The 22146-nt window shown below is 40.2% G+C and carries 23 protein-coding genes and 1 tRNA gene; 15 read left to right on the forward strand and 9 right to left on the reverse strand.

The window, feature by feature from the left end; all coding sequences use genetic code 11:
* The first annotated feature begins 2 nt into the window (after positions 1-2).
* The 6 genes from BMW53_RS02690 to BMW53_RS02715 all read left to right on the forward strand — a co-directional run bounded on the left by BMW53_RS02690 (position 3) and on the right by BMW53_RS02715 (position 3480).
* Positions 3-848 carry a hypothetical protein gene (locus BMW53_RS02690; protein ID WP_139178004.1) on the forward strand — a complete coding sequence of 282 codons (846 nt, stop codon included), beginning with the start codon at positions 3-5 and terminating at the stop codon, positions 846-848.
* A 90-nt stretch (positions 849-938) separates the two neighbouring features.
* Positions 939-1223, forward strand: a complete 285-nt coding sequence (locus BMW53_RS02695; protein ID WP_038557435.1) for a helix-turn-helix domain-containing protein — start codon at positions 939-941, stop codon at positions 1221-1223.
* 3 nt (positions 1224-1226) lie between these two features.
* Entirely contained in the window at positions 1227-1487 is a 261-nt protein-coding gene (locus BMW53_RS02700) for a hypothetical protein (protein WP_038557434.1), read from the forward strand.
* Positions 1487-2389, forward strand: a complete 903-nt coding sequence (locus BMW53_RS02705; RefSeq protein WP_038557433.1) for an AAA family ATPase — start codon at positions 1487-1489, stop codon at positions 2387-2389. Before BMW53_RS02700 ends, BMW53_RS02705 begins: the two co-directional genes overlap by 1 nt.
* Positions 2390-2431: 42 nt before the next feature.
* Positions 2432-2968, forward strand: coding sequence for a type II toxin-antitoxin system TacA family antitoxin (locus BMW53_RS21080; RefSeq protein WP_217642869.1), 537 nt, complete (start codon positions 2432-2434; stop codon positions 2966-2968).
* Positions 2965-3480 carry a GNAT family N-acetyltransferase gene (locus BMW53_RS02715; protein ID WP_038557432.1) on the forward strand — a complete coding sequence of 172 codons (516 nt, stop codon included), beginning with the start codon at positions 2965-2967 and terminating at the stop codon, positions 3478-3480. Before BMW53_RS21080 ends, BMW53_RS02715 begins: the two co-directional genes overlap by 4 nt.
* 148 nt (positions 3481-3628) lie before the next feature.
* Here the strand turns inward: BMW53_RS02715 and BMW53_RS02720 are convergent, their stop codons facing one another.
* The gene (locus tag BMW53_RS02720; RefSeq protein ID WP_038557431.1) at positions 3629-4444 is read right to left on the reverse strand and encodes a hypothetical protein; all 816 of its coding nucleotides are present in this window, start codon (positions 4442-4444) and stop codon (positions 3629-3631) included.
* A gap of 138 nt (positions 4445-4582) precedes the next feature.
* On the opposite strand from BMW53_RS02720, the gene BMW53_RS02725 reads away from it, so the two are divergent.
* The 3 genes from BMW53_RS02725 (at position 4583) to BMW53_RS02735 (ending at position 6598) form a co-directional block, all read left to right on the forward strand.
* The gene (locus BMW53_RS02725) at positions 4583-4807 is read left to right on the forward strand and encodes a type II toxin-antitoxin system RelB family anti-toxin (protein WP_038557430.1); all 225 of its coding nucleotides are present in this window, start codon (positions 4583-4585) and stop codon (positions 4805-4807) included.
* 928 nt (positions 4808-5735) lie between these two features.
* Positions 5736-6092 carry a KTSC domain-containing protein gene (locus BMW53_RS20875; RefSeq protein WP_168136402.1) on the forward strand — a complete coding sequence of 119 codons (357 nt, stop codon included), beginning with the start codon at positions 5736-5738 and terminating at the stop codon, positions 6090-6092.
* A gap of 2 nt (positions 6093-6094) precedes the next feature.
* Positions 6095-6598: a hypothetical protein gene (locus BMW53_RS02735; RefSeq protein ID WP_038557428.1), complete on the forward strand. Its 504-nt coding sequence runs from the start codon at positions 6095-6097 to the stop codon at positions 6596-6598.
* Positions 6599-7073: 475 nt separating this feature from the next.
* On the opposite strand, the gene BMW53_RS02740 is transcribed toward BMW53_RS02735, so the two are convergent.
* Positions 7074-7145, reverse strand: a tRNA-Arg gene (locus tag BMW53_RS02740).
* A gap of 124 nt (positions 7146-7269) precedes the next feature.
* On the opposite strand from BMW53_RS02740, the gene pheS reads away from it, so the two are divergent.
* Together pheS and BMW53_RS20880 are read left to right on the forward strand one after the other, a co-directional pair.
* The gene (pheS, locus tag BMW53_RS02745; protein ID WP_038557427.1) at positions 7270-8289 is read left to right on the forward strand and encodes a phenylalanine--tRNA ligase subunit alpha; all 1020 of its coding nucleotides are present in this window, start codon (positions 7270-7272) and stop codon (positions 8287-8289) included.
* A gap of 324 nt (positions 8290-8613) precedes the next feature.
* Positions 8614-8781 carry a hypothetical protein gene (locus BMW53_RS20880; protein WP_157470767.1) on the forward strand — a complete coding sequence of 56 codons (168 nt, stop codon included), beginning with the start codon at positions 8614-8616 and terminating at the stop codon, positions 8779-8781.
* Positions 8782-8930: 149 nt separating this feature from the next.
* Here BMW53_RS20880 and mgrA read toward each other — a convergent pair whose 3' ends face one another.
* Entirely contained in the window at positions 8931-9914 is a 984-nt protein-coding gene (gene mgrA, locus BMW53_RS02750) for an L-glyceraldehyde 3-phosphate reductase (RefSeq protein WP_038557426.1), read from the reverse strand.
* Positions 9915-10144: 230 nt separating this feature from the next.
* Between mgrA and BMW53_RS02755 the strand changes: the two genes are divergently transcribed.
* Both BMW53_RS02755 and BMW53_RS02760 read left to right on the forward strand, forming a co-directional pair.
* Positions 10145-11248, forward strand: a complete 1104-nt coding sequence (locus BMW53_RS02755; protein ID WP_038557425.1) for a universal stress protein — start codon at positions 10145-10147, stop codon at positions 11246-11248.
* Between the two features lie 328 nt (positions 11249-11576).
* Entirely contained in the window at positions 11577-13718 is a 2142-nt protein-coding gene (locus tag BMW53_RS02760; RefSeq protein ID WP_051567714.1) for an ATP-binding protein, read from the forward strand.
* Between the two features lie 169 nt (positions 13719-13887).
* Here the strand turns inward: BMW53_RS02760 and BMW53_RS02765 are convergent, their stop codons facing one another.
* The 3 genes from BMW53_RS02765 to BMW53_RS02775 are packed head-to-tail and all read right to left on the reverse strand — an operon-like array spanning position 13888 to position 16213.
* Positions 13888-15258 (reverse strand): S8 family serine peptidase, encoded by a 1371-nt coding sequence (locus tag BMW53_RS02765; protein WP_038557424.1) that lies wholly within the window; start codon positions 15256-15258, stop codon positions 13888-13890.
* A 48-nt stretch (positions 15259-15306) separates the two neighbouring features.
* The gene (locus BMW53_RS02770) at positions 15307-15759 is read right to left on the reverse strand and encodes a hypothetical protein (protein ID WP_038557423.1); all 453 of its coding nucleotides are present in this window, start codon (positions 15757-15759) and stop codon (positions 15307-15309) included.
* Positions 15760-15781: 22 nt separating this feature from the next.
* Positions 15782-16213 (reverse strand): DUF4488 domain-containing protein, encoded by a 432-nt coding sequence (locus tag BMW53_RS02775; protein ID WP_038557422.1) that lies wholly within the window; start codon positions 16211-16213, stop codon positions 15782-15784.
* 629 nt (positions 16214-16842) lie between these two features.
* On the opposite strand from BMW53_RS02775, the gene BMW53_RS02780 reads away from it, so the two are divergent.
* Positions 16843-18390, forward strand: a complete 1548-nt coding sequence (locus tag BMW53_RS02780) for an acyl-CoA dehydrogenase family protein (protein ID WP_051567713.1) — start codon at positions 16843-16845, stop codon at positions 18388-18390.
* A gap of 559 nt (positions 18391-18949) precedes the next feature.
* Here the strand turns inward: BMW53_RS02780 and BMW53_RS20730 are convergent.
* Genes BMW53_RS20730 through BMW53_RS02790 form a run of 3 tightly spaced genes read right to left on the reverse strand, consistent with a single transcriptional unit; the run spans position 18950 to position 21129 of the window.
* Positions 18950-19120, reverse strand: coding sequence for a Lacal_2735 family protein (locus BMW53_RS20730; RefSeq protein WP_038557421.1), 171 nt, complete (start codon positions 19118-19120; stop codon positions 18950-18952).
* A 27-nt stretch (positions 19121-19147) separates the two neighbouring features.
* Positions 19148-20479, reverse strand: coding sequence for an ABC1 kinase family protein (locus tag BMW53_RS02785; protein ID WP_038557419.1), 1332 nt, complete (start codon positions 20477-20479; stop codon positions 19148-19150).
* Positions 20479-21129 (reverse strand): TetR/AcrR family transcriptional regulator, encoded by a 651-nt coding sequence (locus BMW53_RS02790; protein WP_038564276.1) that lies wholly within the window; start codon positions 21127-21129, stop codon positions 20479-20481. The genes BMW53_RS02785 and BMW53_RS02790 overlap by 1 nt, the downstream gene beginning before the upstream one ends.
* A 264-nt stretch (positions 21130-21393) precedes the next feature.
* Between BMW53_RS02790 and BMW53_RS02795 the strand changes: the two genes are divergently transcribed.
* Complete coding sequence (locus BMW53_RS02795) at positions 21394-21603, forward strand: hypothetical protein (RefSeq protein WP_038557418.1); 210 nt, start codon at positions 21394-21396, stop codon at positions 21601-21603.
* The last annotated feature ends 543 nt before the right edge of the window (positions 21604-22146 follow it).

Here is a 22146-nt window from a genome sequence, read left to right on the forward strand (position 1 = left end):
ATATGAAAGTTTTAGACACAAAGAAGTCCGAGGAAATCAATGAAAAGTATGAAGCCTCTTTTTATCGAATAATTGATAATTTATACGATCAGGACAACAAGCTAAAAGATTTTAGCGAGATGAAAGAGAAGCATGACAATTTGGAACCTGCAATGCTTAAACTTTTTGACTCTAGTTATAATGATTTGTTTTATTGGGACTTTTGTCCTATCAATGTATATGAATATCATTATAATTCACGCTTGGGTCAATTTTGTAATGATTTTCCGGGATCTTCAGAAGTTGATTTCATTAATATTGAGAAAAGAACAATTAAAAAGCGATTTTGGGTAAGGGATGACGAAGACAATATTTCAGATAAGTCAACTATTGTAAAGGAGGATACCTTGCATCTAGTTTTAGATGATTTCTTTTATCCTTTTAATATCAGCTTATTTCAACATGAACTTGCTTTGCGGATATTTCTTGCGCAAAAGAAAAAACTAGAATTTCTTGATAGAAAGATTGAAGCAATATCGAATCCTAGCATCAATGCACAATCAGAACAAGAAATTTTAATCAACCTTTCTAATTCAAATGATGCAATGAAAGTAGTGTATCTGCACGAATTAGGAATTCTTGATTTTTTGAAGGAAAAGATGCATAAAGAAATGAATTTTTCCGTTAATAATATGGCTCAGGTTATTAGTGCATTCACAAGTATTGATGTAACAACGGCTCAACCTTATTTGAATCCAATATATTCAAGTGGAGTTGACCAAAAGAAAAATCCATTAAAGCCAAAGAATATTGAAAGAGCTTGGCAAAAACTTAGTGATTTGGGTTTTTCATTGAAGAAAACAACTTAATCCAACCCTATTAATTGCTTTTAGGAATTCCTATTTTATCCTAATTAATCCCTAATTTTCTTTTGCTCTCATAATTCTAAAACAAAGAATATGAGAGACAATTATTTACAATTTATTCAAGTCACACCAGAACAGCTTCAGCAAGCTATTCTCAAAGGTGTAAAAGAACAGTTGGAAGAACTTAAAGAAAGTTTCCAACCCAAGGAACCAACAGAGTTTTTAACTAGAAACGAAGTCAAGGACATGCTTAAAGTGGATTTGACTACAATCTGGAACTACACCAACAAAGGCAAGTTGAAAGCCTATGGCATTGGTAATAGAGTTTACTATAAAAGAAGCGAGGTAGAAGCAGCAATCAAACCTTTAAACGACTAAGCCATGAAAGAACTACCAAAAGAGTTTATTGGCAGGGGTGAAATGCGAGGCTTCCATTTTACCCTATTAGACGCCACCGATAAGGCATATTTATACAAAGTAGATATGAATGGGGCTATTTACTACGAAGCATTTAAAAGACGCGAAAACACCCGATTTGGCTGTATCAGTTATCCAACTGGCGAAGCCTTTGGAGTGTGGGCAAAAACCACCAAAGACTACAACAAAGCAATAGCATACTTCGAACAATTTAATAGGGAATAATGGATAATAATGTAATTACGGCAACTGAACTTTTGAAAATGGAATTAAAAGAAATTCCTTGTTTGTTGGAGGGCATATATCCGAAAAAAGGATTAGTGGCATTAGGAGGTAGCTCAGACACTGGAAAATCAACTTTAGCTAGGCAGCTTGCAATGTCAATAGTCTCAGGTGAAAAGGATTTTATGGGCTTTAAATTGAATGTTCTCCACAATAGAGTTTTATATGTGTCAACGGAAGACGACGACCTTGCAACCGGCGTTGTTCTGTATAATCAGCAGTCATTCTTTGGGTGTTCAAATGAAAGCTTTGAGAAGCTATCCTTCATATTTGAAACAGATAATTTGCTACAAAAAATTGAAGCACAATTAAAGAAAGCACCGCATGATTTAGTTGTAGTTGATGCTTTTGGTGATATTTCAAAAGGAGATATAAACCAATTGAACGAAGTAAGACCATTTCTTGAAAATTTTAATCAACTTTCCCGAAAATACAACTGCCTGTTCTTATTTGTTCACCATTCGGGCAAAGGTGCAGAGTATAAAAAACCAAGTAAAAACAATTTACTAGGAAGCCAGGGATTTGAAGGGCGAATGAGAGCTGTAGGCCTACTTATTAAGGATAAGGTTGATGTAAATAAACGATTCTTGTGTATGGTTAAAGGCAATTACCTGAAAGAAAACATGAAAACAGAAGGAATCGAGCTTGTTTTCAATGACAATCTAACTTTTGAGGCAACAGGCGAAACATTGCTTTTTGAAGAAATGAAAAAAGACGAAGAAAAAGAAAACCGAAACAAAGAGGCGGTCAGGCTTTATGAACAGGGATTAACTCAGGAACAGATAGCTAAAAAACTTGGTTGTTCTCCTTCAACTGTTCAACGTGCTCTTAAAGGCAGAAAATAGTATTCAATAAATTATTCATTCATTCTCTTAATAGAAGAATGAATGAATAATTTCTACTTACAGGAAATATTTTCATTTAAAATAAGAATACCTGTAAATACGAATTCAAGTTTCACACACCGATTAAGCAGAAATAAAATGGAAACAACAAAGAGGACTTACTGTTTTGATCTAAATTCACCTATGAAATATGATATTACAAATTTATTACCACTTTTGTACGTAAAAAAGCCGTACAATAATTTGCTTGGTACGGATATTGTACGTACGTTTGCAGAAAGAAAGAACATGGAAGCAAGAACACTACATAATGATAAAGCAAGGTTTGAGACTAGATTGAGCTCAAATCAAAAGGCTATATTTGAAAGAGCTGCAAATTTAGGAGGCTATCGAAGCCTTTCGGATTTTGTTGTTTCTACTGTTCAGGAAAAGGCAAGGAAGATAATCAGGGAGCATGAAACAATTCTAGCATCACAAAAGGATAGTGAATTCTTTTTTGAGGCAATATTAAATGCAGAAAAACCGAATAATAAATTGGTTAAGGCCTCCCAGAGATATCAAGAACTTCTCGCTAAATGAACAAAATTAATCCTACCCAACTTTTAAACAGACAACACAACAGAACCAATTTTCATTGTGACGAAAAGCTTCTTGATGTTTACCTAAAACGTCAAGCCGGTCAGGATGTGAGAAAGAGGCTGTCTGCATGTTTCGTGCTAACAGCCTATGAAAGCAATGAGGTTATAGGATATTACACTCTATCAAATAATAGTATCCCGCTGCAATTAGTCCCTGAGGTGTATCGGAAAAAGTTTCCTTCAAGTTACGAATCAATACCGACTACCTTGCTAGGACGATTAGCAATAGACAAAAACTACCAAGGCAAAGGTTTGGGTGAATTTTTGTTAGTTGACGCCTTAAAAAGAAGTTATGAGATTTCTCAAACAAGTGCTTCGTTTGCCGTTGTAACTGATCCAATAAACAATAAAGCGGCGGAATTCTATGAAAAATATGGATTTCAAAAGCTTCCTGATAGCGGAAAAATGTTTATTCCTATGAAAACGCTATCTGATTTATTTAAGTCAACTTAAGATCTTTCCTTCTGCCTAACAAATCCATTTAGAGCAACCGTACGCACCCGTGAGAGCGTTATTTTTGCGTTGGAGTGCAATTCGTCCATTGAGAAAAAACAAGGGCTTAAATATTGTAGAATATGTTGTGCTGCATTATACAAGACAGTCACTTAGTAGTTTTTACGGAATTAACCAACTGCGTGTATTCTTCGAACACTTTTACCCTCAGGTCAGTTTGTTTTATCGTGATTTCCGTTACCATGTCAACTTCATCCAAAATTGAATAATATTCTTCGAGTAAGCTTTCATTTTCAAAAAGTATTGTATTGTCGACTATTTCATATTTTGAATACTGCTTTTGTACAAAACGAAATAACTTTAAATAAATGTTAGTCGTTTCCATATCATAGGCCATAGTCTTCAATATATCTTCTTTAGTTTCTAACCAGTTAACTTCGAAATTATTTCTTTCACTTTGGTTTGGTATAAACTCTTTAAGCTTGTTGCCGTATTCAGTCAATTTCGTTCCTAAAACAAAAACATTGTTTCGAATTGTATCTTGACAGGCCATTGAAAATGAGACGCATGTATTGATTTTATCTAATGATTTAAAAGTGTTAAAGTCTAATAATGCTTCAAACTGTGCCGAACTTCTCTCCAGCCATAACCGATAAGACTTTTGAATGACTCCTAGTTCATTATCATATCTAATTATTGTTTCTTCAAGAGTTATTTTATCTCCGACTTTTGTATCTCTTTCAAAATCATGATTGGAATTTTCCTCCCAAATTTGGTCGATTGTTTTACTACTTGGTTTTAAAGGTTTAGAATCACCTTCTAATACTTCATTTATAAGCTCTTTGTGGCTTAAAATCTCATTTATCCTTTTTTCAGTATTGTTTTCTGTACAACGGCGAATTCCTGCCAGAATTATGAGAACTAAAATCGGTACAATTAATAATTGGTATTTGATTTTTTTCATATTGGTAGTTTATTGTACAAGTTAAAGTAGTTAACAAAGAATAAATATGATATTCACTCAAATATAATAATTTCAGACTATAGTCCGTGGCTAAAAACTCATAAATATTTCACTTTCGTTCAGACAAAAGTCTGCAAAATGATAGTTGAAGTATTTGGCAAAGTATTACGAGAACTGAGAACCGAAAGAGGTATTTCTCAGGAGAAGCTTGCTGAATATTGCGATCTAGACAGGACTTATATTTCGCTACTTGAAAGAGGACAAAGACAACCAACAATATCAACGCTATTTAAGATTGCAAATGCCCTAAGGATTAAACCCTCTGATTTGGTTAAAAATGTAGAACGTGAACTCCCTGCATAAGCTATATTTACATAATCCGATATTATAAAACTTTCACACCTGCCAACGCTAAAGCCAGTCTTATAATCGCACTATGCAAAATAGCTTAACTCCATGTGCTTTTTGCCTGTAAAGAAACAAGCAACAGCACCGCACACAAGAATAACTCAATACTTCGCTATACTTGTCTTTTCCCGCGCTCAGTCCTTCATACAAATTCACCACTTATGAAATATAATCCATGCTGCGGAAAACAGTCAAAAGACTACGACATAAACCCTCTAACCAACACACAAATCCTTTTATTTCGTTTCCTTTTGTCTGATTCCTTGCAAAGCTTGTTTAGTGCCTAAGTGTTGAATTAAGGTGTATTTTGCAAAAGTCTGACACAGCCACTTTAGTTTCAAATGGACACATAGCACCTATCAAGGGAGAAAGTGCCAATAACAGCCCAAAAACCGCCTCTGAGGGGGTGATTTATTGTTTAGTTGAGTTGTGTTTGTCAATAGGAATATTTAACTTTCGTTCGCTAATTGGGAGTAATCCCACAAACAAAAATCAACTATGAAAATCAAGTTTTTACTTCTCGCTTTTTTACTCTTATGTATTGGACTAACCTCAAGTGCTAAATATGTTCAAACATGCAAAGCTAAATACAAAACCAATTATGAGTGGTCTAAGTATTACACCGTTGACGTTACCTTTATTTCAGGTAGTGAACTGAACACCGCAACGAGTACCTATAATTATGCATCATATTCAACTTATGCTGTTATATTTTGGGGCGATGACAAAGCGACCGTTATCAAACTTTCGTCATATACCGGATGCGGTACGGAGGTCACAAAGGATTGTATATCCAATACAATTGGGAACCTCAAAGGAGAAGACCAAGAGGGGAGGGATTGGGAAGTTTGCGTTTCTGGTTATTGCTATTAAAATAATATCTATGAAAAAACTATTCCTTTTCTCATGCTTGTTATTTTTTATTACAGCAATCCAAGCTCAGACCTGCAAAGACTTACCAACTCATTTTAATTCTTATAATGAAGCAGTAAGCAAAGTTGAAAAGACAACCTTTAAAGTAAAAGACAAAATTACTTGTTATGGTAGTTCGTGGATTTCAAAAGCGACGTATCACAGTTGTGACGGCGACACAGGCTATTTTATTTTATACGCTCAAAACGGTAATAGCTATATACATAAAGGTGTACCTTTAAGCGTGTGGGAAAAGTTTAAAAGTGCTGATTCATTCGGGAGCTACTATTCAAAATACATAAAGGGAAAGTATCAATTAAAAATTTAGTAATGAGGTATATTTTTGTTTCAATCGCTGTACTCATTATGCTTGGAGGTTCTTTATTTTCAGGAGCTCAGACTCTAAAAGGATTAACAATTGGAGAAAAACATAATGGCACTAACGAAATAGTTACAACTGTTGGAGGTTACCAAGGAAAAATAACCTTGTATGCCTTAAAAGATTCAACAATAGCAGGATTCCATTTCATCTCGAAAGAGAAAGTCAAAGATGAGTTAGAAGCTATGTTGCTCAGTAAAAAAGCAGATGAATTTTTGCAAAATATTGAAGCAAACTATAAGATTACTTTTGACAGAGAAAATTGGAACGGAAGTAATTTTTATGGCGGGGATATTGTGTTTTGTTCTTCTAATAAAGAGGGGGTTGAGTATTCTCTTCAACATGCTTATACTCGTTCAGACAATTTTTCAAATATTGTTTTTACAATGATTAATACAAAACTGATGAATGAAATTAGGACTGAAAGGTATCTGGATAAAATGAATGATTTCTAGGGAGAAAAGTATTTTCGACGTTTGCGCTTAGTAGTCCTCTCTGAAATCACCCAACAAAAAAGGAGAACTCAGTTTGCGACGGGCGGGTATAGCTTTCATTTAAAAGCTTTCAGCCAACTACACAAAAGCATTTAATCTTCTCTTATTGCCTCCCATATAAAGCAAATTAGACACTTTCTCTGTTCTAAGGTATTCTCTACCTAGAAAATGTATTTAAGTGCTTATTTCTTATAGTGGTAAGTTATACTGAGAGGTATTCACACACGCGATAAAAGGACAAAAAGAAAGGGAGGTTGTTCAGGCCTCCCAAAATGTTCAAATGTTGTATTACGGCAACGCAATACTATGCAAAGATAGGGAATACCGAAAACACATGAAAATAGAGGAATTTAAAGATTGTTGACTACATGCTGACTAAAACAAGAAAAGAGAACCGTTAAGATTCTCTTTTTCAATTTATTACACTTCTTAAAAGTAGTCCCGACGGGAATCGAACCCATATCTACAGTTTAGGAAACTGCTATTCTATCCGTTGAACTACGGGACCATAAATGTGGCGCAAAAGTAGTTAAAAACCTGAATCCCGGCAAATCAGTCCAAAATATTGTTGTCCTGTTCTTATTCACTAAAACTGAATCATTATCTTTGCACCTCAGTTTAAACGAACAAGGATGTTAGACAAAATCAAAGCATTACAGGAAGAAATCGACGCTATAGTAGCTTCAAGCAAGGAAGAAGTTGAAGAGCTACGCATAAAATACATCAGCAAAAAAGGATTGATCGGCCAATTATTCAACGACTTTAAAACTGTTCCTGCCGAACAGAAAAAGGAAGTAGGACAGGCCATCAACACGCTTAAAACTTTTGCTTTAGAAAAAATTAACACACTAAAGGAAGGTTTTGAGAACAATATTAGCGAAACTGCCGGACAGGATTTGACTATGCCTGGTGAGCCCATGAAACTGGGAACACGCCACCCGTTGTCGCTGGTAAAAAACGAGATTATCGGAATTTTTGCCCGTCTTGGATTTACCGTTGCCGAAGGCCCTGAGATTGAAGACGACTGGCACGTATTTTCAGCGTTGAACTTTCCGCCGGAGCACCCTGCCCGCGATATGCAGGATACTTTCTTTATCGAAAAAGATCCGGATGTGCTACTGCGTACCCACACCTCAAGTGTGCAAATTCGCGTAATGGAACGCACCCAGCCGCCTATTCGTGCTATTTTCCCCGGGCGTGTTTTCCGTAACGAAGCAATTTCGGCACGTTCGCACTGTATATTCCATCAAATTGAAGGTTTGTATGTTGACGAGAATGTTTCGTTTGCCGACCTGAAACAAACCTTGTTGCAGTTTGCCAAAGAGTTGTTCGGCGAAGACACAAAAATCCGTCTGCGCCCTTCGTACTTCCCGTTTACCGAGCCAAGTGCCGAAATGGATGTAAGCTGCTCGATTTGTGGTGGCAAAGGATGTAATGTTTGTAAATACACCGGCTGGCTCGAAATTCTGGGCTGCGGAATGGTTGATCCGAACGTACTGGAACTGTGCAATATCGACAGCCAAAAATATACCGGTTTCGCTTTCGGAATGGGTATTGAACGTATTACCATGTTGCGGTATGGAATTAAAGATATCCGCCATTTCTTCGAAAACGATGTGCGTTTCTTAAAACAATTCGAATCGGCTACTTAGTACAAAAACAAGTCACAAAATAATACCAGGAGGAGCTCAAACGGCTCCTCTTTTTGGTATAATCCGGGCTTATTCTCCAATCACTTTTTAAAGCTGCATTACGTTCAATTCATTAACCTCCACGTTAACACGAATTTAACAAACAAGCCGTCGAAAACATGCTATTTGGCCTATTTAGCAAAAAAGCCGTAGCTTTGCAGCATACTTTTTAGTCTTTTATTAGACAGGGAAGATAAAATTAGAAACAACCCAATCCTGTTGAACACAGAAAATAACAATTAAAATATTTACATTTTTTGGATTGGGCAACTAAATATATATTGAATGGAAACAAAAGCAAATCAGAATCAGATCGTCATTAAGATGAACACTGAGAATGAGAAAAAAATGCTGCCATTGAACTTTATTTTTACACTGGCTGCAGGTGCTATTGCCGGAATGGCAATTATTTTCGGTCTCTTCTGGGGATTGGAAAAGTTATTGGGAATGTAACCAACGTATTATAGAACAAAAAAGGCTCGCAATTGCGAGCCTTTTTTTTATTGGTACTTATATGTCATTTCGAACAAAGTGAGAAATCTGTATCTTGGCAGCAAAACTGTAATAGATTTCTCAGTTGTTCCTCATTCGAAATGACAGTCCTATTTCAATACTTTTTCAATAGCCTCTAATTCTTCTTCCGAAAAGCTACGTTTCTTCAGCATTTCCACATTGTCATCAATTTGTTTTACCGAGCTGGCACCAATCAATACCGAAGTTATTCGTTTATCGCGTAAAACCCAGGCCAGAGCCATTTGTGCCAGCGATTGGCCACGCTCCTGAGCAATAGCATTCAGGGCTACAATTTTATCGTGCGCCGTTTCAACGTGTTCCTTTTTCAGAAATACCTCGCGTGTTGCACGCGATCCTTCCGGTATTCCTTTCAAATATTTATTGGTAAGCAAACCCTGGGCAAGCGGCGAAAACGGAATACAACCAATTCCTTCGTCTTCCAGTACATCCAAAAGGCCGTCTTCTACCCAGCGCTCAAACATCGAATAACGTGGCTGATGAATTAAACACGGGGTTCCCAGTTCTTTCAGAATACGCGAAGCTTCTTTGGCCATATCTGCCGGATAATTTGAAATTCCAACATACAAAGCTTTTCCCGAGCGTACTGCGCGGTCCAGAGCCATCATGGTTTCTTCCAGCGGCGTGTCGGGATCGGGGCGATGCGAATAAAAAATATCCACATATTCCAGGCCCATGCGTTTTAAACTCTGGTCGAGGCTGGCCAGTAAATTTTTACGGCTTCCCCATTCGCCATAAGGCCCCGGCCACATCAGGTAACCGGCTTTACTCGAAATGATCAGTTCATCGCGGTAAGCCGAAAAATCCTGCTTCAGAATCTTCCCAAAATTTTCTTCTGCCGAACCCGGAGGCGGGCCATAATTATTGGCTAAATCAAAATGTGTAATGCCCAAATCAAAAGCCCGGTGCAACATCGCCCGGCCATTTTCAAAAACATCAATTCCGCCAAAGTTATGCCACAACCCCAATGAAACAGCGGGCAGTTTCAGCCCCCATTTTCCGCAGCGCTTGTACAGCATTTCATCGTATCTCGATTCTTTTGGAACAAAAGTCATACTACTAAATTTAATTGGTTATTGCTAAAATGCATTCCGGATTCGTTGGTAAACCAAACCATTTGCATCGCTTAAAGTTATTATTCTTTTACCACTTCCCGAAATCAATACACAATCATTGTTATCAACAGCTAAACCGAAAATACGGCCGGCACAAGATTTCAGCCGTTTTCTGAAACTAATCGGCCTTAAAACCATATAAATAATATAGAAACTAAAATTAATTAGCCATGAGTGAAAAACTAGTTACTATTGTAGTATTGCCTTTGGCGCGTGCCCATATTTTGAAAATGCGTTTAGAGGAAAAAGGAATTAAATGTGAGCTTGAAGACGTACATTTAATTGAAGGAGCGGCCACCTCAACCGTTCGGGTTAAAATATTGGAAAACGACCTGAACGAAGCCTTTAAAGAAGTTGATTTACTACTGGGACTAAAAGCCGGAAAACAGAAAAAAGTTAGCAAACCCGGCCAGATCCTTGTTCCGATTGACTTTTCACCCGTATCGGAAAAAGCGGTAGAAATGGCTTTTAACATTGCCGAACACCTGAATGCTAAACTGGTAATTATGCACTCGTACATTAGCCCGGTGCGCTTTTCAATACCTTACGGCGACATATACCCGTACGATACCACCCTTTTAAAACAAACCGAGGATGCTGAAGAAGAGGCCAACCAACAATTTAAGAATTTCCTGGCCCCTTTGGTATCAAGTATCGGACCGGAGAAATGGGAAAAAGTAAATCCGGAATATATTGTTAAGCCCGGATATGCCGAAGAAGATATTTTGGCCTTTGCCAATGAACAGCCTACACGGCTTATTGTAATTGGCCGTGGTGGCGATAAAACATGGCCAGGCACAGTGGGAAGTGTTACCGCCGACGTTATGTACAATGCTTCCGTTCCGGTATTGGTTATCCCCGAAAATATGGATCCGAAACCGGTTGAACAGTTTAAAGAAGTATTGTACGCCACCAATTTCGATGAGAAAGACTTTAATGCCCTCGATAAGCTGATGAACATTGTAAAATCATACGACCTACGTGTTGTTTGTGCGCATGTTGGCCTTCCGGATGAATACGGATGGGATATTGCCCGCCTTGAAGGCATGAAAGATATACTGCACAAGAAATACGCGAATAAAGAGTTTGAGTGCAAACTGATTATGGGAAACAATGTTTTAGATACACTTGAAAGCACGATTAAAAACGACCCGGTGGATATTCTGGCACTTACCACACACAAAAGGGGAATGATATCACGCCTTTTTAACCCAAGTTTAGCGCGAAAAATGGTGTTCCATGCAGAAATTCCACTACTGGTATTTCACGCCTGAAAACGTTTATTTTGAGTTGAGTACATGCCACAACTCAGATTGACTTTTACCCCTGCTTTTCTGAAACCTGGCAAATGCCGGGAGGAGCATGATATGTAAACGAAGCTAAAACATCGTAAAAATTACCACACAAGCAGTAATTCCATACAGCTACCGAATCAGTTTTCAGTAATTTTTTTTTAACCGTAAATCGCTATTTTAAAAGAATATAAATAAACACCTTTACTGTTTTTTTGTTAATAGCTTGGGTAAAATATTACTTTTACATTGCAACCATTTTGTGCTAATTAACATTTAAGAAATTTACTTGGAAAAAACGAAACCACTAATGATTAATAACCGAAAGTCAATCCGATACACTATACTTTTGCTACTACTTATTATTCAACAATTTGCTTATGCGGTTTCGGGCGAAACTACTCAGGCTGATAGTCTGCGCCAGATAATCCAGCATAACCAGGGAGCGAAACAAATAAACGCGCAGCTGGAATTAGCGTTGCTATACATGGGCGAAGACAACGAACAGGCGCTGCAAATTGCCCAAACAGCTTTAAACACAGCAAAACAGCGAAACAGCAAAGCGCTGCAAATGCGGTCCTTGCTAACCCTCGGACGTGTTTACCACGACCTTAACAACATCGATCGCTCACAGGCCTATTACGACAGTGCTTTGCCTATTGCTCAACAACTTGATGACTACTGGTATCAAAGCGATATATTTTTACGAACCGGTATAAACCAACACACCACCGGCGATCACTTAAAAGCATTGCAATCGTTTAACCTCTCTCTTCAAACAGGACGACAATCTAAAAATTATCGTGCTGTAGGTGCCGCTTATTCCATGATGGGAACCGTTTTCAGGGTGAATGGTTTGTACGACCGCGCAACTGAATACATCATTAAAGCGCGTCTGAATTACGAAAAAACCGGTTATACCGAAGGTTATGCCTGGTCGGCCTACCTGCTTGGACGTATTTATACCGATCTGCGGCTTTTGGATAAGGCCATGGAATACTACATGCTTTCGCTTGAAACCTATGAAGAACAGGCAGAGAAAGACCAGAATAAAAATGGAGTAGTTATTTGTTACGAGCAGATTGGTATTTTATATCTACTGCAGGGCAACACTGATGAAGCGCGTAAATACATCGAAAACACCTTGCAAATATTCGAAGAAAACAACTCAGAATACGGAATTTCAAATGCCTATAAAAACCTGGGGCGTATCGAGTATGCATCGGGGAACTACAAACTGGCCGAAAAATACCTGAAACAGTCGCTAAACTCGAAAATTGAACTGGACGATTTTCTCAGCCAGCCTTCCCTTTATTTGTATATTGGTTTGTGCTACACCAACACCAACCGAACCAACGAAGGAATAGCCAGTATTCGCAAGGGGCTCGATCAGGCCATAATCAACAATCAAAAACGTATTCAGCTCGATATCTATTCCGAACTAAGCAGCATCTACCTCAATCTTAACGATCTTGACAATGCAATCGCTTGTCAACAGCAACAAATCGCCATTCAGGATTCCATGCTTTTTGGTGCTGCGAATATAAAACTCGAACAGCTGCAAGGTATTTACGAGCTGGATGCAAAAAATAACCAGATTGCAGACCTGGAACAGGAAAACGAAATAAACAGGCTAAAACTGCGACAACACCGATCATCAAGAATTTTGATGCTAATTGCTGTTTTGCTCGCCATTATTATTGCCGGTATTATTTATATTTTTTACCAGCGACTGCGCCAAAAAAATATTCAGCTGGAGGAAGCAAACCTCACAAAAGATAAGTTTTTTGCCATTATTGCCCACGATCTTCGCGGCCCTGTTCACACGCAAACAGCCTTTCTCAATCACCTCCACCAGGAGTTTGATTCGGTAGATAAAGAGGAACTTAAAAAGCTACTGAAATTGCTGGTTTCGGAATCGGAAAACATCAGCGACCTGCTTGATAACCTCTTACTTTGGGCTCAATCGCAGGTGAAAAAAATGGAAATAAATACCGAAGAACTTGAGTTGAAAGGCATAATTCAAAATACGGTTGAAAAGTTGCAACAATCGGCAAGGCTGAAACAAATAGCCCTTTCACTTGAAACCGACAATCAACTAAAAGTTTTGTCGGATGCCAACATGCTTCAAACAATTGTAAGGAATATTTTGAGCAATGCCATAAAATTTACTCCACGCGGTGGGTCAATCCTTGTGAAAACTTTCGCCTCGGCACATAAAAAAGTTACCATAAAAATTACCGACACCGGCCTGGGAATGGATTCGGAAAAGTTGAATAAACTGTTTGACATTAGCTCAAAAAGCTACTCACAGGGAACTGAAAATGAAAAAAGTAACGGACTGGGACTTATTCTTGTAAAAGATTTTGTGGAGAAAAACAGGGGCACAATAAACATTGAAAGCGAAAAAGGAAAAGGCACATCAGTTTTGGTTACGCTTCCGCAGGTTTAATCCTAAAATCGTTTGCATCGTGAATGTTGTTTGATTACAAAGATTACCGGAAACTAAAAAAAGCGTGTAATCATCTAAAACCGGAACCAAAACAAAGGCTCCGGGCAACGCCAGGTTACCCGAAGCCTTCCAAAATCCGCAGTATCGTCATTAAAAGTTGCTTTGTATATTATTGTATCATACTCAACGAACGCTGCGGATGAATTAACAGGATTTCCTTATTTTCTTCCGATGGAGTGGCCCCTTTAACAATCAGGTCTTTTACTTCAGCAACCGATAAATCAGGATTTACCGCCCATATTTTTGCCGCCAGGTTTACCACCTGAGGCGCTGCCATCGAGGTTCCCGAATACTTTCGTAGCTCACCTCCCGGAATATAACTTTCCACCTCGTAACCGTTGGAATATACGTCAACCCCTTTCCCCATGGTGGTAAAGTCGGTTTCTTTGCCTTCAATATCAACCGCACCAACAACCAACAGATTGGGGAGTTTTAAACCGGTAGGAATATTATTGGCAAAATCAACATCGTTATTTGCATTTCCGGCAGCTACCACAAACAAGATCTCCGAAGCATCTTTTATTGCAGCATACAAGGCATCCTTTTCAATAGTGAATAGCTTTTTCGCCAGCGCTTTTCTTTCTTCTTCGTTTTCGCCAACACCATTCATCGCCAACAGTGCTTCGTATGAATTTTGCGAATATCCCCAGCTCATATTCACCACTTTTACATGGTTATCTTTAAAATACTGCACCGTGTTTTTATACATTTTCGACCAGTTTTCGGAGTTTTCGAGCGTTGGCGGAGCAGGAATATTCTCATACGGGAAAGTTAAGCGCGCGGCCAAAATCTTTGCCTCAGGGTTTCCTTTCGAAGCAATTCCGGCTACATGTGTTCCGTGCGAAAAATTAGCATACATATTCAGGTTCTCGATAAATGGATTTACTTCTTCAGGAGGCAATGTTGCAATGTACTTTTTTAGCTCGTCAGCTTCATCGCTTTTAATCATGGCCTGCAAATCGAGCAAGCCTTTTAAATATTTCTCGTATTGCTGGTAATTGCTGTTTTTCTCTTCAATAGGAAATAGCAGCTCGGTAACTTTATTGCCATTCAAATCAAATCCTACTCCATTTATATCATCAACAAAACCGTTGTTGTCGTTGTCTTTGCCGTCTTTTTTCTCGGCACCATTAACCCAGCGGTTTTCGGCAGGCAATATGGCTTCATCAACCCCGGTGTCCCATATCCCGATTACCACAGGATCTAAATCCAGATCGTTGTTGAACGAAACGTCGCGTTCTTTCCATATATCAACCATTACCACATCAACATGATGTTTATCGTAGTAAGCCTGAAATACCGGTTTATACACCTCATCGATATAAGGCAAATACATATCGTATGTAAGTGCCGCATTTAAAACCTGAAGCACAATAAATTTCGGCACCTGTTTACCGGCTTTATCAATAACAGGTTGCATTTGTCCTTCTATCATTCCCTGCAGCAGGTTGGGTTTGGCAATATCAAACGATCCGGTCATCGCTTCAATTTCTTCCTGCACCACATCAAAGGGGATAGTTTCCAGACCTTATTTCAGGTTGGCTTTAAAGGCCTCCTTAAACTCGTCTTCCTGAAGATCGGGATACTCCAGCCGGGTTTTTATAAACTCATCGAGGGTAAAATTGTACATGTATTTGTCCGCTTCTTTTTCGGTAAGTTTTCTCCCTTTTTCAATCTCGTGTAAAGCAGCTTTCAGATCATCCTGAATAAAGTAGATCATCGAAAAATTGGAGTGATAACCGCGCATCGTGGCTTTGTCCTCAATAGCATAATTCTCCAGGTCATCGTTCAAGTCATTTTCGAGAGTAGCAGCCAGTTCCAGCAATAAATCGCGGTTGTTAATGTAGTCCATGGCTGTGTTTCCCTGCAGGTCGTAGTAGTGTTTTGGGAGGTCGTCGGCACTTTCAATTTTAATTTTGTTTTGTGCAATGCCCGCCTGAAAAGCCAACAATGCCAATAACACAATAATAAGTTTGCTCATGATGTAATGTTTTAGTTTTTAGTTATTTCACCCGCACATATTTCTCCATGCGGTAATTGTTTTTGTCGTAGCTCCAGTCAACATTTACCGGGTTAATCTGTATCAGGGTGTCGCCTTTAAACTCCATAAGCAATCGTTCATCGCTTCCGGTATAATCCTCCGAAATATGAAACGCAATATGTTCCGTATATTGATTTCCATTCAGGGTATAGGTTCCGCTGCCATAATTGGGAGTGGTAGTGCCATCGGAAATAAATTTCCCGACAAACAGAAAGTACTCGCCCGACCAGCTTTTTAGTTGTTCCCCTTCCGCATTTCCGGGGATGGTCCAGGCTACTTCTCCGTCAACAATGCTTTTGTATTCCACCAGCTTCCAGGTGCCTACCAGTGGCTCGTGGGTTGCAGTGCAGGCAACAAGCAGCGCAGCAGCAAATAACAAAATTCGATTTTTCATGGTATTTATTTTTGTGAATAATATGGACTAAAACGCAGGTTAGCAGTTGTTTTGTCGTTGTTCCATCACGAAATACCGATTAAACATTAAGGGGAATGGTTCAGATACAATTGTTTCACTCGAATATAATTAAGTTAATATTTTGTATTTCAAACACATATGATCTCTATTTAATATTTGACGGTCGATACCCGTGGAACTCGCATGACAATTTATTTATGTCCTTTTGTGTTCTTTAGACCATGCTCCTTTCATGAATTGATTTTTTGGTCAATAATGGATATGGATAATTCGGGAAAGGGAATCGGTGGCTTTTGAAAACTGTTTTGCAGCTGTAACCCGCCAAAGGTTGTCAGCACTTTCATCAAAACAGTTGGGGTGCGACACGTATGTCGTTTTTGAGCCTGTGTAGTAAGGTGCCAACATTTTCGTCCAACTCAAAACAGGAAAAAAAAGTTACGAAAAAACAGGAAGATAAGCAATAGAGTTTGCCGGCTGGTGAACTTGTCCTTTCTAAAACTTCCCGCTTAACCGGGCAAAGAGAGTTTTTACCCAGAACAAAATGGGTCCGATTTCGTTTTACTAAACCTGATAGCTTTAATGTGCCATTATCATTATAAAACAAAATTATGCAAACAACTACAACCGGGTCGGCCCCGGTTTTCAATACCAATAGCCTCTCATCTCTTCCTTTTTCTGAGTTTTTAGAAAACCTGAAAGCAAAAATGAAACAGGTTTTTCACGTTCGGGCCGATATCGATCAACTAAGTTTAAAACGCGGACTTCCTCCGTTTGTAATGCGCGAAATTATGTCGGTAAACCCGCTGTCGGTAGGAATTCCGAAACAATATGGCGGTCGTGGCGGAGTAATGAAAGAAAACATAGGCTTGCTGGCCGCCGCATCGTACGAATCGCTGGCACTGTCGCTTACCTTTGGAATTAACTCGGCCTTGTTTCTGCAGCCTTTTGGCAAGTTTGGCCAGGAAGCGGTAAAAGCACCCGTTTTCAACCGGTTTTTAAACGATAAAGCCATGGGCGGACTGATGATTACCGAACCGGATTACGGCAGCGATGCACTGAATATGCAAACGTCATATACCGAGGCAGAGTCGAAATTTCACCTGAAAGGGAAAAAACACTGGGCCGGATTAACCGGTTGGGCCGACTTTTGGTTGCTTTCGGCCCGGCAGCAATCGAAATCGGAAAAACTGCAGCGCGACATCGACTTCTTTTTGTGCGATGTAACGGCACCCGGACAAAATATTGTAGTAGAAGAGTTTTTCGAGAACCTGGGCTTGTATGCCATTCCGTACGGGCGAAACCGTATTGATGTACAGCTGCCGCAAACCCACAAACTGGTGCCCGAAACAACGGGTGTTAAAATGATGCTCGACCTGTTGCACCGCAGCCGCATGCAGTTCCCCGGAATGGGCATGGGCTTTATTCAGCGTATGCTCGACGAGGCATTAACACACTGCAAGGAACGAATGGTGGGTGGAAAAAGCCTGTTTAACTACGACCGCGTACAACACCGTTTGTCGAAACTGCAGGCATCGTACACCATTTGCTCGGCCATGTGTGCCAACAGCAGCGAAAAAGCCGGGTTGGATATCGACCTATCAGGAATAGGAATGGAGGCTAACGCCGTAAAAAGCGTAATTACCGATTTAATGCAGGAAGCCGCGCAGTCGGTGGTTCAGCTGGTGGGTGCAAAAGCGTATAAACTCGATAATATTGCCGGACGCGGTACTGCCGACAGCCGCCCGTTCCAGATCTTTGAAGGATCGAACGATATTCTGTATGCACAAATTTCGGAAGGGCTGGTAAAAATGATGAAACGTGCCAAAGAGCATAACCTGTTTCAGTTTCTGAAAGGTTACGACCTGACCGATAAGGCGGTGCATTTTGTAAAAAACCAGGTCGATTTTAATCTTGATCTGCAGTTGCCACAGCGCAAACTGGTTGAAATGGGTAAGATTATTGGCCGCATAATTTCGTTGAACCAGGTGTTAGACCTTGCCGAGAAAGGATTTAACAAAGAGCTGATCGACGGAAGTGTGACATTCCTGCAACAGGAAATTACCAAACTAATGTCGGCCTTTACGTATTCCAACAGCGAAAAAGTGGTTGACGGCTACGACGAAAACACCTCGTGGCTGAACTTTGTGGCGGGGTAAGTGGCGGATTTTAAACGCCTGAATGAATGCGAACAGAACAGGTTGTGCCTACACACCCCATTCAACCCTTTCAGGGCTGAAGAAGAATAAGGTGTACTGAATCCACCGGTGTTACCGGTGGTTATTCACCTTCAGCCCTTTCAGGACAGAAAAGCATCCGTACCAAGAGGACTCTATTTGCGTAAAAGCATTTCTCATCCCAATCAATCCCAAAGGGATGATACATAAATAACCGTGTGTGAAACGCACGGCAGACACCACACCAAAATCCATAGCCCTGAAAGGGTTAAACAAAAGGGACAAAATACTGATATCCGTATGTACCATGCAAAGTTATACCAATTGTACTTTATTTTGCCGCATGGCAATAAGAAAGTTTACAATAGCCTGTCCCGAAATCTTTTCGGGAGTTAATGCCGATAATACAACAAAGGAGGAGACTGAACGAAGTGAAAGTATGCGACATTTGATTGTTAAATCGGTATTATTCTGACAGATGCTACTTTACACCCGACGGACGCTAACGATATGTCGATAATTCGGGCCACTACGCAGCAGGCTACTTCACACTTCTCAAAGCATTAATTTCCTGCTGAACAGCTTCTGCCTCGGCATATTTCTGATCGGACAAACGCCGGTTGGTACACGACAATAAAAAAGCTTCTTCCGTTAGTTTATCGTACTTTTTGTGTAGGGCTTTCACCGAGTCTTTCTTAAATAATCCAAACATATTTTAATCGTTTTTATGGTTTGTAACTCAAGCTACCTTTTCGGTTTGGCTTTCCGGCAGGTAGTTATTAATTACAATGCTATCGGATTTCAGCATGTGTAACAGGTTAAACAGGCCAAAAAAAGTGCGATTCATATAGATAAAGTGGCGCGATCCGCGGTTTCCATTCATATTTCGCAACGCGGTGTTTTTACTGTAGGCTGTTCCCATTTCGCTTAAACGTTTAAAAAACCGGGCGTCGGAGAAATCGAAACTTTCCGATTGAAAAGGCTGCGTAAACAGGTCGAGCAGGCGTTTAAACATTTGGGTAAAAAATACCCGTTCACCATCACTATCGTCGTTACGAAGAATCTCCAGCTCGAACAATTTTGTGGTAAAAATCTCCGGGTTATTACGGTTTTCGGGCAAGGCCAGCTCAAAGTAGGGAATGTAAAACGAATCGGGGATGCTTTTTACACAGCCAAAATCAAGCGCAACCAGCTCGTTGTTTTCCGAAACCAGGAAATTTCCCGGGTGCGGATCGGCATGAAACTTTCGCAGGTGGTGAATCTGAAACATATAAAAATCCCACAGTGCCTGCCCCAGTTTATTGGCCAGTGCTTTATCGGTATTGTTTGCGGCAAACTCCGAAAGGTGCTGCCCCTCAATCCAGTCCATGGTTATAAAACGCTCCGACGACAGCTGGCGGTAATAATTAGGGAAACGCAAATGAGGAATGTGGCTGCAATGCTTTATGGTTTCGAGGCTTTGCTCCACCTCAAGCAGGTAATTGGTCTCATCGAGCAGCTTTTCCTCCACCTCTTTAAAATACACATCCGAGCCTTTTCCGCGTATGTTAAACAGTTTCATGGCCATGGGCTTTACCATTGCCAGATCGCTGCTGATACTCTCCGAAACTCCGGGATACTGGATTTTTACGGCCAGGTCTTTTCCATCCTTGCGGGCTTTGTGCACCTGCCCAATGCTGGCGCCATGCACCGCTTCGGGGTTAAATTCATCAAATAGCTCGGCAGGTGTTTTACCAAAATATTTCCGGAATGTTTTTACCACCAGCGCAGCCGACAATGGCGGAACCGAGAACTGCGACAAGGAAAACTTTTCGACATACGCTTCGGGCATAATGTTTTTCTCCATACTCAGCATCTGCGCCACTTTTAGCGCACTTCCCTTCAGGTTTTTCAGGCCGTCGTAAATATCGCTGGCGTTTGCTTCGTTGAGTTTCTCACGCGCTGTTTCTTCCGTCGAGCTCAACTTATCGCCATAATATTTCAGATAGTTCACCCCCACTTTGGCACCTGTTTGCACAATTTTGGTGGCCCGCTCAATTTTCGAGGTCGGTATGCGATCGATGGTTTTCATCAGTTACTCATAATCTTTTCGTGATACAAAAATTTCCCCAGGTCGAAAACCGAATTCAAGGTGGTAGCATCGAGCAGTGCAAAAGCCGTATTCACCGATTTCTCGATAAACACATCGGTCTTTTCAAAGTCGGCCGAAGTGTCTTCTATCCAGAAACGAAGCGTAAACAGCAACTGTGCCCAGGCCGATTCGCGCAGACTCCGTTCTTTAACCTTTTCAATTTTATCGTGTGGCAGCTTTGGTGTTTCAATCTCCAGCCCAGCAATATATTCCGAAAACGCTTTTTTCAGTTCCGACAACGATGCCAGTACTTTTAGCTTATCTTTTTTATCGTTTAGTGCCAAAAGCACATAGCTGCGGTTAGCTTTCAACACCTCGAAAAACGTGTAGTAAAAAGCAATTACCTTGTTTTTTGCGTCGAAGTCGTGGTACTCTTTGTTTTGTGCAAGCAGTTGCATACTTTGGTCGAAGAAAGCTTTAAATACTGCTTTTTCCAATGCTTCAAAGGAGCCAAAGTGCTTGTAAAATCCGGCTTCTTCCATTTCCAAATCGCGGGCAAAGGCATAAACACTTGCCGGGCGCAATCCTTTTTCGAGCAAATGATTCATGTATGCCGAAAGAATTTCATCTCTTGTTTTTTTGTTTTCCATACCTGAAAAACACCAATTCTGCATTTTTGTTCAACCTTGACACTATCATGCTTAAACAAAACAATTATAATCTGAACTCAGAAGGTGGCACATAACCTCTTCTGCCCCACAATAGGTAGGGTTGCTTCAGTCTCCGTCGGCTGACGGAGAAGCAACCTCCTGTGCTGCCGCGCTAATCATTTCTTGTGGTTAACAAGCGCTTCTGTACTTCGTTTGCCCACATTAATTTCTTACATTTGAAGGGATCACTGAAAGCCGTAAAACATGGAAGAAGAAAAGAAGAAACCAACCGAACGGGAAAACACGCCCGAAGAAAAGAAAGACCAGAACTGGATTGAAAAGACCGAAGCCAAAATAGACGAGGCTGCCGAAAAGATCCACCAAAGCGAAGCCTACCGCAAGGCCGACAAAAAACTGGAAGATGCCACCAAAAAGCTGTTTCGTAAAGCGGGGCGCTTGTGGGGGAAATTGTGATTGAAAGATAGGATTGTGCCTGCAATTAACCACCCCACCGCCGTAAACGCGGTTCCCCCCTCCTGGCAGGAGGGGAAACTTTCGTGCTACCAATTAACTTCCAATTTTACTACCGGCCAAATTTCTCCGCCTCAAAGAGGAGGAGGGGACCAGCGAAGCTGGTGAGGTGGTAATTAACAACCACTTCTGACCATAAATGGTGAGTTTGCTTCAGTCTCCGTCGGCTGACGGATCCATCGCAATGACTCGTAGTTTTAATTCTGACCTGCCGCGGACGACCAACCGGTTTATCCCGGCACGATTCACGCCCGTCCGCGGCCCAATATCCCCCCTATGCCGGTCATTGGCAGCGTAGCGAAGCAATCTAAGTCCTATCTGAAAAATTGTTACGCTGAATAGTTTGCTTCAGTCGTTTCACTCCTGCCAATGACAGAATTAATTTACATTTTGACAATTTACTACTTCCATGTTTAGTTCTTTTGCCAATTTGTTTACTGTTCTCATTTTATTTATCATTATTTGTTCTTCATATAGTTGTACTCC

This window comes from Draconibacterium orientale (assembly GCF_900111425.1).
GTDB classification, from domain to species: domain Bacteria; phylum Bacteroidota; class Bacteroidia; order Bacteroidales; family Prolixibacteraceae; genus Draconibacterium; species Draconibacterium orientale.

Bases quoted from the DNA above. Each gene is read 5' to 3' on its own strand.
- BMW53_RS02795 (WP_038557418.1), top strand. From the start codon at position 21,394: ATGGAAGAAGAAAAGAAGAAACCAACCGAACGGGAAAACACGCCCGAA.
- BMW53_RS20875 (WP_168136402.1), top strand. From the start codon at position 5,736: ATGAAAAAACTATTCCTTTTCTCATGCTTGTTATTTTTTATTACAGCA.
- BMW53_RS02720 (WP_038557431.1), bottom strand. From the start codon at position 4,444: ATGAAAAAAATCAAATACCAATTATTAATTGTACCGATTTTAGTTCTC.
- BMW53_RS02735 (WP_038557428.1), top strand. From the start codon at position 6,095: ATGAGGTATATTTTTGTTTCAATCGCTGTACTCATTATGCTTGGAGGT.
- BMW53_RS20880 (WP_157470767.1), top strand. From the start codon at position 8,614: ATGGAAACAAAAGCAAATCAGAATCAGATCGTCATTAAGATGAACACT.
- BMW53_RS02690 (WP_139178004.1), top strand. From the start codon at position 3: ATGAAAGTTTTAGACACAAAGAAGTCCGAGGAAATCAATGAAAAGTAT.
- BMW53_RS20730 (WP_038557421.1), bottom strand. From the start codon at position 19,120: ATGTTTGGATTATTTAAGAAAGACTCGGTGAAAGCCCTACACAAAAAG.
- mgrA (WP_038557426.1), bottom strand. From the start codon at position 9,914: ATGACTTTTGTTCCAAAAGAATCGAGATACGATGAAATGCTGTACAAG.
- BMW53_RS02695 (WP_038557435.1), top strand. From the start codon at position 939: ATGAGAGACAATTATTTACAATTTATTCAAGTCACACCAGAACAGCTT.
- BMW53_RS02790 (WP_038564276.1), bottom strand. From the start codon at position 21,129: ATGGAAAACAAAAAAACAAGAGATGAAATTCTTTCGGCATACATGAAT.
- pheS (WP_038557427.1), top strand. From the start codon at position 7,270: ATGTTAGACAAAATCAAAGCATTACAGGAAGAAATCGACGCTATAGTA.
- BMW53_RS02760 (WP_051567714.1), top strand. From the start codon at position 11,577: ATGATTAATAACCGAAAGTCAATCCGATACACTATACTTTTGCTACTA.
- BMW53_RS02775 (WP_038557422.1), bottom strand. From the start codon at position 16,213: ATGAAAAATCGAATTTTGTTATTTGCTGCTGCGCTGCTTGTTGCCTGC.
- BMW53_RS02700 (WP_038557434.1), top strand. From the start codon at position 1,227: ATGAAAGAACTACCAAAAGAGTTTATTGGCAGGGGTGAAATGCGAGGC.
- BMW53_RS02705 (WP_038557433.1), top strand. From the start codon at position 1,487: ATGGATAATAATGTAATTACGGCAACTGAACTTTTGAAAATGGAATTA.
- BMW53_RS02780 (WP_051567713.1), top strand. From the start codon at position 16,843: ATGCAAACAACTACAACCGGGTCGGCCCCGGTTTTCAATACCAATAGC.
- BMW53_RS02765 (WP_038557424.1), bottom strand. From the start codon at position 15,258: ATGACCGGATCGTTTGATATTGCCAAACCCAACCTGCTGCAGGGAATG.
- BMW53_RS02785 (WP_038557419.1), bottom strand. From the start codon at position 20,479: ATGAAAACCATCGATCGCATACCGACCTCGAAAATTGAGCGGGCCACC.
- BMW53_RS21080 (WP_217642869.1), top strand. From the start codon at position 2,432: ATGAATAATTTCTACTTACAGGAAATATTTTCATTTAAAATAAGAATA.
- BMW53_RS02725 (WP_038557430.1), top strand. From the start codon at position 4,583: ATGATAGTTGAAGTATTTGGCAAAGTATTACGAGAACTGAGAACCGAA.
- BMW53_RS02755 (WP_038557425.1), top strand. From the start codon at position 10,145: ATGAGTGAAAAACTAGTTACTATTGTAGTATTGCCTTTGGCGCGTGCC.
- BMW53_RS02770 (WP_038557423.1), bottom strand. From the start codon at position 15,759: ATGAGCAAACTTATTATTGTGTTATTGGCATTGTTGGCTTTTCAGGCG.
- BMW53_RS02715 (WP_038557432.1), top strand. From the start codon at position 2,965: ATGAACAAAATTAATCCTACCCAACTTTTAAACAGACAACACAACAGA.